Origin of the sequence: Streptomyces sp. NBC_00102, from assembly GCF_026343115.1 — a bacterium.
Classification (GTDB): domain Bacteria; phylum Actinomycetota; class Actinomycetes; order Streptomycetales; family Streptomycetaceae; genus Streptomyces.
Genome location: NZ_JAPEMC010000001.1, coordinates 634,761 through 651,514 on the forward strand (window position 1 = coordinate 634,761; position 16,754 = coordinate 651,514).

At 72.5% G+C, this 16,754-nt stretch carries 17 protein-coding genes; 6 read left to right on the top strand and 11 right to left on the bottom strand.

Features of this window, described 5'->3' with window-relative positions:
- Nucleotides 1-46: 46 nt before the first annotated feature.
- The 3 genes from OHA55_RS02805 to OHA55_RS02815 form a co-directional block, all read right to left on the bottom strand.
- Nucleotides 47-910: a MetQ/NlpA family ABC transporter substrate-binding protein gene (locus OHA55_RS02805; RefSeq protein ID WP_266702435.1), complete on the bottom strand. Its 864-nt coding sequence runs from the start codon at nucleotides 908-910 to the stop codon at nucleotides 47-49.
- A 113-nt stretch (nucleotides 911-1,023) separates the two neighbouring features.
- A complete protein-coding gene (locus OHA55_RS02810; protein WP_266702436.1) occupies nucleotides 1,024-1,692 on the bottom strand; it encodes a methionine ABC transporter permease in 669 nt (222 codons plus the stop codon).
- On the bottom strand, nucleotides 1,689-2,753 hold the full coding sequence (locus OHA55_RS02815) for a methionine ABC transporter ATP-binding protein (RefSeq protein WP_266702437.1): 1,065 nt from the start codon (nucleotides 2,751-2,753) through the stop codon (nucleotides 1,689-1,691). Before OHA55_RS02815 ends, OHA55_RS02810 begins: the two co-directional genes overlap by 4 nt.
- Nucleotides 2,754-3,394: 641 nt before the next feature.
- Between OHA55_RS02815 and OHA55_RS02820 the strand changes: the two genes are divergently transcribed.
- Entirely contained in the window at nucleotides 3,395-3,754 is a 360-nt protein-coding gene (locus OHA55_RS02820; RefSeq protein WP_266702438.1) for a hypothetical protein, read from the top strand.
- Between the two features lies 1 nt (nucleotide 3,755).
- Entirely contained in the window at nucleotides 3,756-4,205 is a 450-nt protein-coding gene (locus OHA55_RS02825) for a hypothetical protein (RefSeq protein WP_266702439.1), read from the top strand.
- A gap of 96 nt (nucleotides 4,206-4,301) precedes the next feature.
- Here OHA55_RS02825 and OHA55_RS02830 read toward each other — a convergent pair whose 3' ends face one another.
- The 3 genes from OHA55_RS02830 to OHA55_RS02840 all read right to left on the bottom strand — a co-directional run bounded on the left by OHA55_RS02830 (nucleotide 4,302) and on the right by OHA55_RS02840 (nucleotide 6,735).
- Nucleotides 4,302-4,808: a GNAT family N-acetyltransferase gene (locus OHA55_RS02830; protein WP_266702440.1), complete on the bottom strand. Its 507-nt coding sequence runs from the start codon at nucleotides 4,806-4,808 to the stop codon at nucleotides 4,302-4,304.
- A gap of 38 nt (nucleotides 4,809-4,846) precedes the next feature.
- Complete coding sequence (locus OHA55_RS02835; RefSeq protein WP_266702442.1) at nucleotides 4,847-5,425, bottom strand: sigma-70 family RNA polymerase sigma factor; 579 nt, start codon at nucleotides 5,423-5,425, stop codon at nucleotides 4,847-4,849.
- A 122-nt stretch (nucleotides 5,426-5,547) separates the two neighbouring features.
- A complete protein-coding gene (locus OHA55_RS02840) occupies nucleotides 5,548-6,735 on the bottom strand; it encodes a glycerophosphodiester phosphodiesterase (protein ID WP_266702444.1) in 1,188 nt (395 codons plus the stop codon).
- A 240-nt stretch (nucleotides 6,736-6,975) separates the two neighbouring features.
- Between OHA55_RS02840 and OHA55_RS02845 the strand changes: the two genes are divergently transcribed.
- The 3 genes from OHA55_RS02845 (at nucleotide 6,976) to OHA55_RS02855 (ending at nucleotide 9,120) form a co-directional block, all read left to right on the top strand.
- Nucleotides 6,976-7,647 carry a 1-acyl-sn-glycerol-3-phosphate acyltransferase gene (locus OHA55_RS02845; protein ID WP_266702446.1) on the top strand — a complete coding sequence of 224 codons (672 nt, stop codon included), beginning with the start codon at nucleotides 6,976-6,978 and terminating at the stop codon, nucleotides 7,645-7,647.
- A gap of 146 nt (nucleotides 7,648-7,793) precedes the next feature.
- Nucleotides 7,794-8,534: a class I SAM-dependent methyltransferase gene (locus OHA55_RS02850; protein WP_266702448.1), complete on the top strand. Its 741-nt coding sequence runs from the start codon at nucleotides 7,794-7,796 to the stop codon at nucleotides 8,532-8,534.
- 76 nt (nucleotides 8,535-8,610) lie between these two features.
- Entirely contained in the window at nucleotides 8,611-9,120 is a 510-nt protein-coding gene (locus tag OHA55_RS02855; protein WP_266702449.1) for an HAD domain-containing protein, read from the top strand.
- A 62-nt stretch (nucleotides 9,121-9,182) separates the two neighbouring features.
- On the opposite strand, the gene OHA55_RS02860 is transcribed toward OHA55_RS02855, so the two are convergent.
- The 5 genes from OHA55_RS02860 to OHA55_RS02880 all read right to left on the bottom strand — a co-directional run bounded on the left by OHA55_RS02860 (nucleotide 9,183) and on the right by OHA55_RS02880 (nucleotide 14,923).
- A complete protein-coding gene (locus OHA55_RS02860; protein WP_266702450.1) occupies nucleotides 9,183-10,154 on the bottom strand; it encodes an aldo/keto reductase in 972 nt (323 codons plus the stop codon).
- Between the two features lie 396 nt (nucleotides 10,155-10,550).
- Entirely contained in the window at nucleotides 10,551-11,990 is a 1,440-nt protein-coding gene (argH, locus tag OHA55_RS02865) for an argininosuccinate lyase (protein WP_266702451.1), read from the bottom strand.
- Nucleotides 11,991-12,238: 248 nt separating this feature from the next.
- Nucleotides 12,239-13,459, bottom strand: coding sequence for an NAD(P)/FAD-dependent oxidoreductase (locus tag OHA55_RS02870; protein ID WP_266702453.1), 1,221 nt, complete (start codon nucleotides 13,457-13,459; stop codon nucleotides 12,239-12,241).
- Nucleotides 13,456-13,650 carry a ferredoxin gene (locus OHA55_RS02875; protein WP_266702455.1) on the bottom strand — a complete coding sequence of 65 codons (195 nt, stop codon included), beginning with the start codon at nucleotides 13,648-13,650 and terminating at the stop codon, nucleotides 13,456-13,458. Before OHA55_RS02875 ends, OHA55_RS02870 begins: the two co-directional genes overlap by 4 nt.
- A gap of 25 nt (nucleotides 13,651-13,675) precedes the next feature.
- Nucleotides 13,676-14,923, bottom strand: a complete 1,248-nt coding sequence (locus OHA55_RS02880; protein ID WP_266702457.1) for a cytochrome P450 — start codon at nucleotides 14,921-14,923, stop codon at nucleotides 13,676-13,678.
- A 383-nt stretch (nucleotides 14,924-15,306) separates the two neighbouring features.
- Here OHA55_RS02880 and OHA55_RS02885 point away from each other — a divergent pair, with 383 nt between their 5' ends.
- Nucleotides 15,307-16,722 carry a hypothetical protein gene (locus OHA55_RS02885; RefSeq protein WP_266702459.1) on the top strand — a complete coding sequence of 472 codons (1,416 nt, stop codon included), beginning with the start codon at nucleotides 15,307-15,309 and terminating at the stop codon, nucleotides 16,720-16,722.
- Nucleotides 16,723-16,754: the final 32 nt, after the last annotated feature.

A 16,754-nucleotide genomic window follows, 5' to 3' on the forward strand; every position in this document is an offset into this window, starting at 1 on the left:
CCTCGGCGGGAGGTGCGGGGCTCCGCGGGCGTGTGCCCGGCGCTGGTCAGGAAGCGGCCGGGGTACCGAAGGCGGGGATGACCGAGCCCTTGTAGGTGTCCTCGATGAACTTCTTGACCTCGTCGCTGTTGAGGAGCTTCGCGAGCTTCTCGACGCGGGGGTCCTTCTCGGCGCCCTTCTTGACGACCAGGATGTTGGCGTAGGGGTTGCCCTCCGCCTTCTCGATGGCGAGCGCGTCCTTCGACGGGGTGAGCTTGGCGTCGATCGCGTAGTTGCCGTTGATGACGGCGGCGTCGACGTCGTCCAGGGCGCGGGGCACGGTGGCGGCCTCCAGCTCCTTGAACTTCAGGCCCTTGGCGTCGGTGATGTCGCTCAGCTTGGCGTCGGTGCCGACGCCTGCCTTGAGGGTGATCAGGCCCTGGTCGGCGAGGAGAAGGAGCGCGCGGCCCTCGTTGGTGGTGTCGTTGGGTACCGCGATCGTCTGGCCGGACGTGATGTCGGAGACGGACTTGGCCTTCTTGGAGTAGAGGCCGAGCGGCTCCAGGTGGACGTCGACGACCGGCACGAGGTGGGTGCCGTTCTTCTTGTTGAAGTCGTCCAGGTAGGGCTTGTGCTGGAAGAAGTTGGCGTCGATCTGGCCGTTCTCCGTGGCGGTGTTCGGCAGGACGTAGTCCGTGAACTCCTTGACCTCCAGCTTGAGGCCGGCCTTCGCCGCGAGGTTCTTCTTCACGAAGTCGAGGATGTCGGCGTGCGGCGTCGGGGACGCGCCCACGACGAGGGCCTTGGAGGTGTCGGCGTTCGCACCGGTGCCGCCGGCGGACGGGTCGGAGTCCGTACCGCAGGCGCTGAGGCCCAGGGCGAGGGCGGCGGTGGCGGCGGCTGCCGCGGAGAGCTTGATGGTCTTGCGCACGAAAAGTGCCTCTTTCGGGTGGGATGGAGCGCCCGGACAAGGAGTGCGGGCTTTGTCCGTCGCCGCGCCCGCGGAAGACCGGGGGCGGAACGGAGGTCTGGGGGGACGGTGCGTCAGGCGGTGCGGCCGCGGCGGGCCAGGAGGCGGCCGGCGAGGTCGCCGATGAGCTGGACGACGGTCACGATGACGATCAGCAGCACGACGGTGACGATCATGAACTGGTTGTCGAAGCGCTGGAATCCGTAGGTGACGGCCTTGGAGCCGAGCCCCTCGCCGCCCACGGCGCCGGCCATCGCGGAGTAGCCGATGAGCACGATCACGGTGGTGGTGATGCCCGAGATCAGCGACGGCAGGGCCTGCGGGAGCAGGACCTTGCGGACGATGGTGGGGATGGAGCCGCCCATCGACTGGACCGCCTCGACGAGTCCGTGGTCGACCTCGCGCACGGCGGTCTCCACCAGGCGCGCGAAGAAGGGGATGGCACCGACGGCCAGCGGGACGATCATCGCGGTCGGGCCGATGAAGGTGCCGACGACCCAGGTCGTGAAGGGGATCAGCGCGATCAGCAGGATGATGAAGGGCAACGAGCGGCCGATGTTGACGACCACGCCGACGATCTTGTTCACCACGGTGTTCTGGAGCAGTCCGCCCTTGTCCGTGAGGACCAGCAGCACGCCCAGCGGCAGACCGACGGCGACGGTGACGACCGCGGACCACAGGACCATGTAGAGGGTGTCGATGGTGCCCTGGGTCAGCAGGGGCTGCATTTCGGACCAGGTCACTTCGCGGCCTCCTTGGTGAGCGGGGCGGTGGTCTGTGCGGGGATCGCGGTGGCTGCGGCCTCGTCCACGACCTCGGCCCGCAGTCCCTGCTCGCGCAGGAAGCCGATGGGCACGACGTTCTCCTCGAAGCCGCCGGGCAGCTCGATGCGCATCCGGCCGATCTGGTTGCCGCCGACGGTGTCCATGGCCGCGCCGAGGATGGAGATGTCGATGTTGTACGTACGGGAGAGCTGGGAGATCACCGGGCGGCCGGCCGCGTCGCCGTGGAAGGTGACGTCGACGACCGTGCGGCCGGGGCCGGAGGTGCCGCCGCCGACCGGGAAGAGTTCGTCGGCCAGCTCGGAACCGGGGGTGGCGAGGAGTTCGCCGACGGTGCCGGATTCGATCACGCGCCCCCCGCGCATCAGCGCGGCGGAGTCGCAGATCGTCTTGACGACGTCCATCTCGTGGGTGATGAGCAGCACGGTCAGGCCGAGCTGCTGGTTGAGGTCGCGCAGCAGCTGGAGGATGGACCGGGTGGTCTCGGGGTCGAGGGCCGAGGTGGCCTCGTCGGAGAGGAGCACCTTCGGGTCGCCGGCCAGGGCGCGGGCGATGCCGACGCGCTGCTTCTGGCCGCCGGAGAGCTGTCCGGGGTAGGCCTTCGCCTTGTCGCCGAGGCCGACCAGGTCGAGGAGTTCGAGTGCCTTGCGGGAGCGGTCACGGCCGGGCACGCCGAGGATCTCCAGCGGGAGTTCCACGTTGCCCTGGACCGTGCGGGAGGCCAGCAGGTTGAAGTGCTGGAAGACCATGCCGATGCGGCTGCGCGCCTCGCGCAGTTCCTTGCTCGCCCGGCGGCCCCGGCCCGCGAGGGCGGTGAGGTCCTGGCCGGCCACGGTCACGGTGCCGGAGGTGGGCCGCTCCAGCAGGTTGACGCAGCGGATGAGGGAGGACTTGCCGGCGCCGCTCTGGCCGATGACGCCGAAGACCTCACCCTCCTCGACGTGCAGATCGACTCCGTCGAGTGCGGTGACCTCGCGGTCGCGCGACTGATAGACCTTCGTGAGGCCCGAAGTGGTGATCACAGGGTTTCCGTCACTGTCGAGTGCTCGCGGCGTGGTGGTGCCGGGCACGGGGCATTCGTCCGAGGGAGACTCACCGGCCCTCGTCGGCCGGGATCTCGGCACGGCCGGCGGCATGGGAGTGCCGGCGGGGCCGTGCGGGGGCCGGGGCGTTCCTACCGGGGCAACCGGTGGGCGACGGCGTCGGCGCGGTCTCGCTTCGGGGCGCGAGACACTGGGCGGGGACCCTCAGATGGCGCGCATTCGACACATACGGCGAGCACCGGGCGTACTGATCGCCTCGGTCGCAAGGGTGCGGCTGCTCGTCGTGGTCATGCCCCAAGTAAAACAGACGTAACGGAGACCGGAACCAGCGCGTCCGCATGCCGGACACCCTGACGGAGATCACCGCCCGCCGCCGCGCCTCCCTCGTTCCCTCCTGAAGCACCCCATCTGACCTGCGCACATGCGGACGTCCGCCGGGCGGGCCCGACCGAGACGCACCCCCGCACCCGGCCCGGCGGCCTGTGGCGGACGCCACGGGCGCGCCTCCGGGGGCCCGCGCACCCGCCGTCGGCGGCGCCCCGGCCACCGCCCTTCGTATACGACCGCCGGGATCCGGGGCCGGACGCGGGCACCGGGTCCGGCCGTAATACCCTCGGCTCATGCTCGACGCCCTGACGGTCACGCTCGCCGTGGCCGCGCTCGCCCTCGCCGCCTGGTGCGGATTCGCCGCCTACCGGGACCAGCCGACCAAGGACTGGCACTTCATCGGTATGGCGGTCGTCACGCTGCTGGCGCTCGCCCAGCTGGTGGTGGGGATCGTGCAGCTGTCACGCGGCGAGCGCCCGGAGCAGGGCATGACGATCTTCATCTGCTATCTCATCGGCTGTTTCGCGGCCGTGCCCGCGGCCGGCTTCCTGTCGTTGACCGAGCGGACCCGCTGGGGCTCGGCGACCGTGGCCGCCGGTGCGGTGGTGCTGGCCGTGCTCGAGGTACGGCTCTACGACATCTGGGGAAACTGACGTGACCGACACCGATCGCACCGAGACCCCGGCACCTGCCGAAGCGGCGGAGCGGAAGCCGTCGTTCGACCTGGGTACCGGCCCGGGACGCGTACTCGTCTGGTTCTACGGGGTGTTCACGGTCGCCGCCGCCTCGCGGGCGATCGTCCAGATCATCCTGGACTTCGGCAAGGCGCCGCTGGCGTACGTACTGTCGGCCGTCGCCGCCCTGGTGTACGGGTTCATCACGTACTCCCTGGTGCGCGGCGGGGAGAAGGCCCGCCGGGCCGCCCTGGTCTGCTGTGCCGCCGAGCTGACGGGCGTTCTGATCGTGGGTACGTGGACGATGGCGGATCCCTCCGCCTTCGCGGACGCCACCGTCTGGTCGGACTTCGGCATGGGCTACGTCTTCATCCCGGTGATCCTCCCGATCACCGGACTGCTCTGGCTGCGCCGGGCCAAGCAGGCCTGAGGCGCGGCCCGTTCAACCGGCCCCGCACCCCCGGATTGATGCGCGGTCCCGCCCCCGCGCCCCGCGTACGGGCGGGACTTCGCGTTCCCTGCCTCCCTACGCGCTCGCCAGGTACTCCTGGGTCGCCGGGAGTTCCTTCTCCAGCAGGATCAGCCGCACCCCGTCCTCGCCCGTCTCGGCGCCGACCTGCGCGTATCCGGCGCGGCGGTAGAGGCGCAGGTTCCCCTCGCTGCGGTGGCCGGTGTGCAGCCGGAAGCGGGTGGCGGCGCGCTCGGCCGTGAGCCCGGCCTCCGCCGCGCGCAGCAGCCGGGCGCCGAGGCCGTGGCCCTGGAGCCGGGGGTGGACGCAGAGTTTCCCGATCCGGCCGGTGCCGTCCTCCGCCGTGCTACCCCGGACCGCGCCGACGACCTCGTCGCCGAGCCGGGCCACGAAGACCAGGTCGGTGGCGAGTTCGTCCTGCACGGACTCCAGGGTCTGGACGAGCGGGTCGATCCGGTAGTTCCCGTAGAGCTCCGCCTCGCCCTGGAAACAGAGGTACTGGAGCCTGAAAAGCTGCTCGGCGTCGTCCGGGGTCGCCGCCGAGATGATCACGCTCATGCCCATGTGTGCATGCCTCCCGCTCACCTGATAAGGCCGGTTGTTTATCGCACCATTCCCCGCGCTCCGGGGGCGGCAACCTCCGTCGCGAGCAATCTGCGGAGACATCCGAGACATCGGGAACGAATCGGCCCCAGACTGCCCTGTGACATACCCAACTCTCCCGCGATCTCGCGGTAGGTGCGGTCGCCCGGGTCGAGCAGAGCGTTCAGCACCCCGGCGCAGCGGCCGGGCAGCCGGGCGACGGCCGCGCGCAGCGCCCGGCGTTCGTCGGCGCCGAGGGTGGCACGTTCGGGGCAGCTGCCCGGTCCCGCGACCGGGCCGTCCTCGGCGTGCGGGTGCTCGCGCACCGCGGCCCTGCGGTCCCGGCGGACCTCGGCGCGCACGGTGTCGCGCACCCAGCGGACCGGGTCGGGTGCCGGTGCGCCGGAGGCGAGGCGCTCCAGCAGCCGCAGCCAGACGGTCTGTTCGAGGTCGGCCGGGTCCGTACCCGCCGCCGGCGCCTCGGCCGTCACCTCGGCGCGGACGAGCGGATGCAGGGCCGTCAGCACCACCACGGTGTACGCGGTGGGAGCGGCCGGAGCGCGGCCGGCGGGATGCGTGGGGCGGTCGGCGGGGTTCACGCCCGCTCAACGCGTGCCGCGCGCGGGCGGTTGCCGTGCGCGGGAAGTGCCACCCGACCGGGGCACGGCGGGTCCGGCGCTGACGCGGACCGGCCCTGCCCCGGCGGGTGTGCGGTGGCCCGTCAGGCGCGGCGGGCGTCGGCGGCCGCGAGCAGCGCGGTGTCGGCGTTGTCGGAGAAGATGCCGTCGATGCCGGTCGCGAAGTAGGCGCGGAAGGCGCCGAAGGCGTCCCCGTACGCGTTGGGGTCGGTGCCCCGGCGGAACTCGGTGGGCAGGAAGGTGTTCTCGTTGCGCATCGTGTACGGGTGGAGGACCAGCCCCTGCGCGTGCGCGTCCCGGACCAGGGTGGTCGGCGCGGCGAGACGGCCGGCGGAGTCCCTGGGGATGACCAGGTCGAGAGTGGGGCCGATGCCCTGGGCGAAGGAAGCCATCCACTTCAGGCCCGCCGGGGTGACGAGGTCGGCGACGGTGCGCGGATCGCCGGCTTCGGTGAAGTCCCAGGGGCGCGAGCTCGCGCCGCCGAGCAGCACGATGCGCGGGGTGGAGACCAGTCGGGAGAGCCTCCGCACGGAGTCGGGTTCGAAGGACTGGAGGATGAGCGCGGCGTCGGCGCGGTCGCGGCCGTAGCGGCGCAGCAGCTTGGCGAGCGGCTCCTCCAGGGCCATTCCGAGGTTCCGGAAGTACGAGGGGTGCTTGGTCTCGGTGTAGAGCCAGACCGGCTTGCCGCGCTTGCGGCCCTCGGCGTCGGCCCAGCGCAGGACCTCCTCGAAGGTGGGGATCTCCCAGCGGCCGTCGTACAGGGTGTTCTTCTGACGGTTGCCGGGGATGCGCTCGGTGGCTCGCAGGGTCTTCAGCTCGGCGAGAGTGAAGTCCTCGGTGAACCAGCCGGTCAGCGCGACCCCGTCGACCGTCTTGGTGGTCCTGCGGGCCGCGAACTCGGGGTGGGAGGCGACGTCGGTGGTGCCGCTGATGTCGTTCTCGTGGCGGCAGACGAGGTGGCCGTCCTTCGTCGGGACGAGGTCCTGCTCGACGATGTCCGCGCCGAGGTCCAGGGCGAGCTGGTAGGAGCCGAGGGTGTGCTCGGGGCGGTAGCCGCTGGCGCCCCGGTGGCCGACGACGGTGGGGACGGGCAGGTCGTGCAGGCGGCGCCCGGCGCCGCTCTTCCTGTCGCGGTCGTCGTGGCCGCGGTCGTCGTGGCCGTCGGCCGCGGCGGTTCCGGCGGCTGCCGACAGGCCGAGAGTGGTCGTGCCGAGCACCGCGGCTCCGAGCAGGGCCCGGCGGCCGGGGCTCTTGCGCGTACGCTCTGTCATGGACGCTCCTCGCATGTGATGTTCGGTGGCGGTACCGGCTTCGGCGCGGCCCCGAGCGTAGGCACGAAGGCCGTACTCCGGGGGTCGGGCGGGCCAACGCACCGCGAACACAGGTCAACACTGCGTATCCGTCGTGTGAACCCGATGTGCGGTCGGCGGGTCGCCGCGAGTATCGTCCTCACCTGCACAGACCATCGCGTCACCGCCCCGGCCGGCCCGGCCACGACACCGGAGGAACCGTTGTCCCGACTCACGGTCATCAAGGCAGTGCTCGGCCCGATCCTGCGCCTGATGTTCCGGCCTCAGATCGAGGGTGCCGAGAACATCCCTGGAACCGGTCCGGTGATCCTCGCGGGCAACCACCTCACCTTCATCGACTCGTTGATCATGCCGATCTGCTGCGACCGGCCGGTGTACTACATCGGCAAGGACGAGTACGTCACCGGCAAGGGCATCAAGGGCCGCATGATGGCCTGGTTCTTCACCGGCAGCGGCATGATCCCGGTGGACCGCGACGGCGGACGGGGCGGTGTCGCGGCGCTGATGACGGGCCGCCGGGTGCTGGACGAGGGCGGCGCCTTCGCCATCTACCCGGAGGGCACCCGCTCCCCCGACGGCCGGCTCTACCGGGGGCGTACGGGCATCGCCCGCCTGACCCTGATGACGGGCGCGCCGGTGGTTCCCTTCGCGATGATCGGCACGGACAAGCTCCAGCCGGGCGGCGCCGGGATTCCGCGGCCGGGCAAGGTCACGGTCCGCTTCGGCGAGCCGATGGAGTTCTCCCGGTACGAGGGCATGGACCGCGACCGCTATGTGCTGCGCGCCGTGACGGACTCGGTGATGTCCGAGGTCATGCGCCTCTCCGGCCAGGAGTACGTGGACATGTACGCGACGAAGGCGAAGGCCGCGTAACCGCGGTACGGCATGAAGGGCCCGCCGCCCGGGAGAGCTTTCCCCGGGCGGCGGGCCCTTCGCGTCTTTGGACGCCGCCGTCGGCGGCGGAGCGCGTCGCGGTTATTCGGAGGCGCGGTGGGCGGGCGGGGGGTACGGTCCCGGGCGTGACCGACAAGGAAGACTTCTTCGGAGAGCGGATCGCGGCGGCCTACGACGATCCTTCGGACGGCATGTTCGCACCGGAGGTGGTGGGGGCGACGGCGGACTTCCTGGCGGAGCTCGCGGGCGGCGGCCGGGCGCTCGAACTGGGCATCGGTACCGGGCGGATCGCGCTGCCGCTGGCGCGGCGCGGGGTCCCGGTGCACGGCATCGACCTGTCCCGGGCGATGGTGGAGCGGCTGCGCGCCAAGCCGGGCGGCGAGGCGATCGGGGTGACGATCGGGGACTTCACCGGGACGCGGGTGGACGGCTCCTTCAGTCTCGCGTACCTGGTCTTCAACACGATCATGAACCTGACGACCCAGGCGGACCAGGTGGCCTGCTTCCGCAACGTCGCGGACCACCTCGCGCCGGGCGGCACCTTCGTGATCGAGGTGATGGTCCCCGAGCTGCGCAGACTCCCGGCCGGACAGCGGATCGTGCCCTTCCACACGAGTGCGACGCGCTGGGCGTACGACGACTACGACGTCGCCACCCAGTCGGTGAGCTCGAACTACGTGGACCTGGCCGACGGGCGGGGCGAGTACCGCTCGATCCCGTTCCGCTACGTGTGGCCGGCCGAACTCGACCTCATGGCGCAGCTCGCCGGGATGCGGCTGCGGGAGCGTTACGAGGACTGGGACCGGAGCCCGTTCGGCAACGAGAGCGGCCGGCACGTCTCGGTGTGGGAGAAGCCGGCCGGCTGACGGCGGCAGGGTGGGGGGGCGGCCCGTCGGCCGTATGTCGTTACCGCTCCGGGCCGTCGGGCGGCAGCATGGGGGCATGGGCACCAAACCGCTGCTGCTGATCGACATCGACGGTCCGCTGAACCCCTACATGGCGCTGTCCAGGCGGCGGGATCCGGAGGGGTACCGCCGCCACCGGATGCGCCCGACGGGCTGGGAGACCGGGCAGGCGCTGCCGGTGCTGCTCAACCCGGAGCACGGCACACGACTGCTGGCGCTGGCCGACCGGTACGAACTGGTCTGGGCGACCACGTGGAAGGACGAGGCCAACACGTGGGTGGGCCCGCATCTGGGGCTGCCGCCGCTGCCGTTCGTCGACTGGCCGGAGGTGGGCGGGAGTTCGGGGGACGGGACCTTCTGGAAGACGCGGCACGTGGTGGCGTACGCGGCGGGGCGGGCGTTCGCCTGGATCGACGACGAGGTCCGCGAGCAGGACCGGGCGTGGGTGGCGGCCCACCACCCGGGCCCGGCGCTGCTGCGGCAGATCGATCCGGCGGTCGGCCTGGAGCCGCCGGACTTCGACGCGCTGGCCGCCTGGGCGGCCTGAGACGCCCGGGCGTCCGGCGTCCGGCGTCCGGGGTGGGTGGCCGCCTCCGGAGTGGGTGGCCGTCAGCTCCAGGGCAGGGTGGCCCGGTGCCGCCAGTACGCTTCCGGGTCCTCCACGAGGGTGGCGAACCGGGCCCGTTCCTCCTCGTCCAGGTCGAGCGTGACGGCGTGCAGGTTCCCGGAGAGCTGGCCCACCGTGGCGGCGCCGGAGAGGACGACACCGGCCCAGGGCTGGTGGAGCACATGGGCGAGGGCGACCGCGTCGCTGCCCAGCTCCCGGTCCAGGGCGATCTCGCGGATCAGCGCCGGGGCCTCCGTACCGGCCAGCCGCCCGTTGGCCATGCCCTCCTTGACGATCACCGTCAGGCCGGCTCCGTGGGCCTCGGCGAGCGCCGGGCCCGCCGAGGTCTCCAGAGCGTTGAAGGTGGCCTGGACGGTACGGAAGAGGGGTTCGCCGTCGACCGTGACGGCCAGGGCAGCCAGGATGGCGTCCTTCTGACCGGGGCCGCTGGTGGAGAGGCCGATCGTGACGCCCTCGGCCGCCAGGTCGGCGAGCCGGGCGTGGAGTTCCTTGTCGGTGAGGGCCGGGCTGTCGGCGGTCACCGAGTGGATCTGGTACAGGTCGAGCCGGTCGCCGAGCAGCGCGCGGGTCTCGGCGCGCTGCCGGTCGAAGGTGGCCGCCGTGTGGTCCTTGACCTCGTGGGCCTCGGCCTCGACGGACCAGTCGGCGGTGTAGGTGTAGCCCCATTTACTGCCGACCACGACGTCGTCGAGGGCGGGGCGGGCGGTCAGCCACTCGGCGAGGAACGCCTCGGAGCGGCCGTAGGAGCGGGCCACGTCGATGTAGCGGACGCCCTGGGCGTAGGCCGCGTCCAGGAGTTCGTGGGTGCGGTCGCGCAGGGCGTCGGGGGTGCGGTCCTCGGGCAGGTCGAGGTCGCGGTGGAGGTTGATGTAGCCGGGCCTGCCGACGGCGGCCAGGCCGAGCCCGATGTGGGCGGTCGAGGCGGTGGCCGCGGTCAGGCGGTCGAATGGCATCGCGGGCTCCTCGTGTTCCGGGGGGCGGTTCTCCACCCTTCCTCGTCAACGTAGCCCGCGGTGCCGTTCGTACACCTCCGCCCCGCCTGCGGACCACTGTTCCCGGTGAGGAAGGGACCTTCCGGGTTTTGAGCGTTCGCGTACCGGATGCGGCGGGGCGCCCCGACAACGCGGCGAGGTGCCGTGGCTGTCGTCGCACAGTCGCCGGCAGGCGCGGAACAGCTCTTGGGTGCGATCGCGGGGCGCGGCCGGCTCCGGGCGACCGGGCCCCGCGGAACCTGCCCTCGGGTACCTCACCCCTGTCCGGTCCGGTCCGGACGAGGGCGGCCAGGGGCGTGATCCGAATGTGGCGCCGCCCGCCCGGAGGGCGGGCCGGCGGGACTTTCGGGACTCGCCCTACTTCCGGGCGTCCGCCCAGGCGTGCTGGACAGCGAGGTCCTGCTTGATCTCGGCGAGCTGGATCGCGACGGCGGAGGGGGCCGTACCGCCGCGTCCGTCGCGCGAGGCGAGCGCGCCGGGCACGTTGAGGACGGTACGGACCTCGGGGGTGAGGTGCTCGGAGATCGCTCCGAACTGTTCGTCGGTCAGCTCGTCGAGCTCGATGCCCTGCTGCTCGCACACCTTGACGCATTCGCCCGCGACCTCGTGCGCGACCCGGAACGGCACGCCCTGCTTGACCAGCCACTCGGCGATGTCGGTGGCGAGCGAGAAGCCGGCCGGGGCCAGCTCCTCCATGCGCTCCCGGTTGACGGTGAGGGTGGCCATCATGCCGGTGAAGGCCGGGAGCAGGACCTCCAGTTGGTCGCAGGAGTCGAAGACGGGCTCCTTGTCCTCCTGGAGATCGCGGTTGTACGCGAGCGGCAGCGCCTTGAGGGTCGCCATCAGGCCGGTCAGGTTGCCGATGAGCCGCCCCGACTTGCCGCGCGCCAGCTCGGCGATGTCCGGGTTCTTCTTCTGCGGCATGATCGAGGAGCCGGTGGAGAACGCGTCGTGCAGGGTGACGAAGGAGAACTCCTTCGTGTTCCAGATGATGATCTCCTCGGCGATCCGGGAGAGGTTGATCCCGGTCATCGCGGTGATGAACGCGAACTCGGCCACGAAGTCGCGCGAGGCGGTGCCGTCGATGGAGTTGGCGACGGAGCCGCGCTCGAAGCCGAGATCGGCGGCGACCGCCTCCGGGTCGAGCCCGAGGGAGGAGCCGGCCAGCGCGCCGGAGCCGTACGGCGAGACGGCGGTGCGCTCGTCCCACTGCCGCAGCCGCTCGGCGTCCCGGGAGAGCGCCTGCACGTGGGCGAGGACGTGGTGGGCGAAGAGCACCGGCTGGGCGTGCTGGAGGTGGGTGCGGCCGGGCATAGCGACGTCCGGGTGGGTCTCCGCGAGGCCGACCAGCGCGTCCTGGAGTTCGGCGATCAGCCCGCCGATGATCCGTGCGTGGTCGCGCAGGTACATCCGGAAGAGCGTGGCGACCTGGTCGTTGCGGGACCGGCCGGCGCGGAGCTTGCCGCCGAGGTCCTTGCCGAGGCGCTCCAGCAGGCCGCGCTCCAGCGCGGTGTGGACGTCCTCGTCGGCGATGGTGCCGGTGAACGAGCCGTCCGCGACGTCGGCTTCGAGCTGGTCGAGGCCGCCGATCATGCGGGTGAGCTCGTCGTCGGTGAGCAGGCCCGCCTTGTTGAGGACGCGCGCGTGGGCGCGGGAGCCGGCGATGTCGTACGGGGCCAGCCGCCAGTCGAAGTGGACGGAGGCGGACAGCTTGGCCAGCGCCTCGGCCGGTCCGTCGGCGAAACGGCCGCCCCAGAGGCGTACGTCGCTGTTGCCGTTGCCGTTGGCGTTGCTCACTGCGTGCTCCTCGAAGAACAAGGGGGTGGATGTGCGACCGCCTCCCCGCCGCGGAGGATCGGGGAGGCCGGGTTCGTACGCATGGTGCGCGCGTGGTCGGCGGGTCACGCCGGGCGGCGGTCTTCGCGGAGGGGGTTGGAGATCCTCCGCGGTGCGCCCACCGTCGGCATAACTATGCAATCCTCCGTATGTTTTGTCAATGCGGCTGACGGCGGGCGCTCACCCCGGTGATGGAGGTGCGGGATGCCTCAGGCGGCGGGCGCTGGTTCAACGGCCCATGCCTGCCAGGGGGTACGGGCAGCGATCGCCGCCCGCCACGGGCGCAGCGCCTTCGGAGGCGTGCCCACCGCCGCCACCCCGGTCAGGAGGGGGCCGGTGCGGTAGGCGACGACGAAGGAGCCGCCGGCCATGTCCCCGTCGACGAGGCGGGCCTCGTCGTGGTCACGGAGATGCCCGTACGCCTGGATCTTCAGCCCGTACTGGTCGGACCAGAAGTAGGGGACGGGTGCGAACGGCCGGGGACGGCCGGGGTTCAAGAGGTTGCGGGCCGCGGCCATGCCCTGCTCGGCGGCGTTCGTACGGTGCTCGACCCGCATGCCGGTACCGAACAGCGGGTTGTGCCACCGGGCCACGTCCCCGGCGGCGTGGACGCCGGGAGCCGCGGCGCAGTACGCGTCGCACACCACCCCGTCGGCCAGGTCGAGACCGCTGCCGGCGAGCCACTCGGTGTTGGGCCGGGTGCCGATGGCGACCAGTACGTCGTCGGCCTCGGCCTCCGTCCCGTCGGACAGGTGCACCCCCGCGGCCCGGCCCCGGGCCGTCCTGATCCCGGTGGCGCTCGTGCCGGTTCTCAGGTCCACGCCGTGGTCCCGGTGGAGCCGGGCCAGGCGGGCCCCCATCCGTCGGCCGAGGACATGGGCGAGCGGGACGTCGGCGGGTTCGACGAGGGTGACGGCCGCGCCGAGCGAACGGGCGGCGGCGGCCGCTTCCGTACCCAGGAACCCGGCGCCCACCACGACCAGCCGGCCACCCGCCGCCAGGCGGTCACGGAGCGCCAGGGCGTCCCCCAGGTCGCGCAGGACGTGGACGCCCGGGGTGCCGCACTCCGGCAGGCGGCGGGGCCGGACCCCGATGGCGACGACCAGGTTGTCGTAGCGGAGTTCGGTGCCGTCGGCGAGGGTCACCGTCCGTGCGGCCGGGGACAGGGCGGCGGCGGGCACCCCGAGCCGCAGGTCCAGCCCGAGCGCCTCCAGATCCTCGGGCCGGCGCAGCCGCAGGCGGTCCGCCCGCCATTCCCCGGTGAGGATCTGCTTCGACAACGGCGGCCGGTCGTAGGGAGCATGGGCTTCCTCGCCCACGAGCGTGAGGGAGCCGTCGAACCCCTCGCGCCGCAGGGTTTCGGCGGCCGAAAGACCTGCCACCGAGGCGCCCACCACCACGATGCGGCGCGGCCGCGCCGCTGCCGTCACTCCTCCTCCAGCCAGATCGCCGCGGCCGGGCAGACGGCCACGGACTCCCGCACGTCCTCGTGGTGCACGGCTTCCGGCCGGTCGACGAGGACTTGGACGATGCCGTCGTCGTCCTGGTCGAAGACGGCCGGGGCAGCCAGGACGCACTGCCCGGACGCGACGCACTTGGGCTGGTCGACTTTGACGCGCATGTGCTTCTCGTTTCTGTGGTCGGTACTACCAGGTGACGGGCAGCTCGTAGACGCCGTAGATGACGCCGTCGTGCTTGAAGCGGAGCTGGTCGACTCCGGTGGCCAGAGCCAGGGTGGGGATGCGCCGGTAGAGGGTGCTGTAGACGACCTGCAGTTCCACCCGGGCCAGCGGCTGGCCGAGGCACTGGTGGACGCCGAACCCGAAGGCGATGTGACGGCGGGCGTCGCGGGTGAGGTCGAGCCGGTCGGGGTCGGGGAAGAGCTCAGGATCGCGATTGGCGATGTCCGCGGCGCAGATCACGCCGTCCCCGGCGCGCAGGGTGACGCCGCCGATCTCGATGTCCTCCACCGCCACGCGCAGGCGGCCGAAGTGGACGATGGTCAGGTAGCGCAGCAGCTCCTCCACCGCGGCGGCGATCTCCTTGGGATCGTCGCCGTCGCGGAGCAGGGCGAGCTGGTCCGGGTGCTGAAGCAGGGCGACCGTGCCGAGCGCGATCATGTTGGCGGTGGTCTCGTGGCCCGCGGCGAGCAGCAGCGAGCCCATCTCGGCGGCCTCGCGCGCCGTCAGCTCCCCGGTGGCCACGCGCTTGGTGGCCAGGTCGGAGAGGATGTCGTCGCCGGGCTCGGCCAGCTTGTCGGTCAGCAAGTCCTCCAGGTAGTCGATGAGCGCCTCGGAGGCGGCGATCACCTCCTGCGGATCACCGTTGCGGCGGACCAGGACTTTGGTGTGCTTCTGGAAGAAGTCGTGCTTCTCGTAGGGCACCCCCAGCAGTTCGCAGATCACCAGGCTGGGCAGCGGCAGCGCGAACGCTTCGACGAGGTCCACCGGCCCGGGGGCGGCCAGCATGGTGTCCAGCAGATCGTCGACGATGCGCTGGATCGCGGGCCGCATCGCCTCCACCTTCTTGATCGCGAAGGGGGCCGTCACCATCCGGCGCAGCCGGGCGTGCCCGGGGTCGTCCATGGTGATGAAGGTCTGACGGGTCCCGGCCCGGGCCTTCGCCCCGGCGTCGCGGTGGGGATACCCCGGACGGGAGGGGTCGGCGCTGATGCGCGGGTCGCCGAGCAGGGCGCGCACCTGGTCGTGCCGGGTGATCAGCCAGGGGGCGCTGCCGTCCCACAGGCGCACCCGCGAGATGGGCCCACCGTCCCGCTGTTCCCGCAGCGCGGGGGGCGGGTCGAACGGGCAGCCGGTCGCCCTGGCCATCGGATACTCGGCGTGGGGGGTCGGCGTCGTCGCGGTGGTCACGGTCTCGGTCTCGGTCTCGGTCATGCCTGCCTCCTCGGCAGAAGGACGTCGGACGGAATCCCTCGCAGAACTAGATTCCAGATGCACGGAACTAGATGCCTGGGGCAACGATATTGGCGGAGATCACTCCGTCAACAGAGCCCGTCGGCGCGCCATCGCTATCCGGCCACCCGTCGATCAAGCAGGATGTCCGGCTCTGCGCGCATTGGAGCGGGGGGACGCACCGCGACGGGCGGCGCCGCCGCGACGGCGCCCGTCTGCCGATTTGGCCTGGACCCGGACCCGGACGTGCCGCTCACGCGTCGCGCCGGGGACGAACCCCTCGCGCGAGCCGCCCGGGGAGCGTCCCGCCGTACGCTTCCCAGGGCACGGGCGGCCCGTGTCCGGGCTGCCCATAGGCTGCGCCCATGCGGAAGCCGATCCACCCGTCCCCCGCGCGCGACCTCGCGCCGCACGAGCGCCTGCTGCTGGGCGACCCCCTGGTCACCGCCGTGGACACGGACGATCCCGAGGTCTGGATCGACCTCGACCGGCGGGTCCGCGCGACCACCGCACGGGGAGGCCCGCGCACGCCGTCCGGCACCCCGGACGCGGGCACGGCTCCCGGCGCCGCCTCCGCGGGCCCCGGACCCAGTGGGCGCCCCCTCGCCCCGGACTGGGACGAGAGCGTCCGGGACGTGACCTGGTCCGTCTTCCCGCCGTCCGAGCCGGAGACCGCCCTCGCCCTCTGCCACCACCGGTGGCAGGTGCGCGAGGCCGCCCTGCCGTTCGCCGCCGGACGTCCCGCCCTGCTCCCGCTGCTGCTCCTCCGGTGCGCGGACGGGCGGACCCCGGTACGGGAGCGGGCCCGCCGGACGCTCGGCGCGGCCCTGGACGGGCCCCTGGCGGCCGAGCGCGCGGCGGAACTGGTCCCGCTGGCCGTACGGCTGACGCTCCGACTGCACGGCGGGCCCGGGCTCGCGCTGGTCCTCGGCGCCGCCCGTACGCTTCCGCCCGCGCTGCCCGACCGGTTGCTGGCGAGCCCCCGCCCGAGGGCCCGGCTGCTCGGCACCGGGCTCTGCCTGGACCGGGGCCTCCTGCCGACCGCCCGGCTCACGGAGCTGGTCCTCACCGCCGAGGACCGGGCCGTCCGCCGGCTCTGTACCGACGCGCTCCTCGCGCGGGTCGCCGCCGGTGATCCGGACCGCCTCCTCGATCCGCTGCTCACCGCGTCCTCGGCTGCGACCCGGTCCTCGGCGGTGGCCGCGCTGCACCGGGCGGGCCGCGGCCCGGAGGCGTACGGCCGTCTCGCCGATCCGTCGGCCCGGGTGCGTTCGGCCGCCCGGCTGGTGCTGCGACTGGAAGGCACGGACCCATGGCCGTACTACCGGGAGCGGTGCTCGGATCCGGCCACGCCCGGGTTGGCACCGGGCGCGGTGTTCGGGCTGGCCGAATCCGGGGCGGCGGACGCGGCGGATCTGCTCCGGCCGCTGACGCTCCATCCGGAGGGCCGGGTGCGCGCGGCCGCCCTGGCCGGTCTGCGCATGCTGGAAGCGGCCTCCCCCGAGGAGCTGATGGCCGCCATGGGCGATCCCCATCCGCCGGTGGTGCGCGCCGCCCGCAAGGCGCTGACGCCGTACGTCCTGTTCGTGCCGGAGGAGTGGCTGGCCTCGCTGGTGGATCCCGCCCGGCCGGTGCACGTCCGCCGGGCCGGTCTCCGGCTGCTGGGCGCGCACGGCCTCGGCCTGCGCAAGCGGGTGCTGGCGGGGATGGAGGAGGACGAGGACCCGGAGGTCGCCCACGAAGCACAGCGCGCCCGGTACGAGCCGCTGCCGCCCGCCTGAGCGGAGGAAGCGGGGGCCTCCGGTGGCCGAAA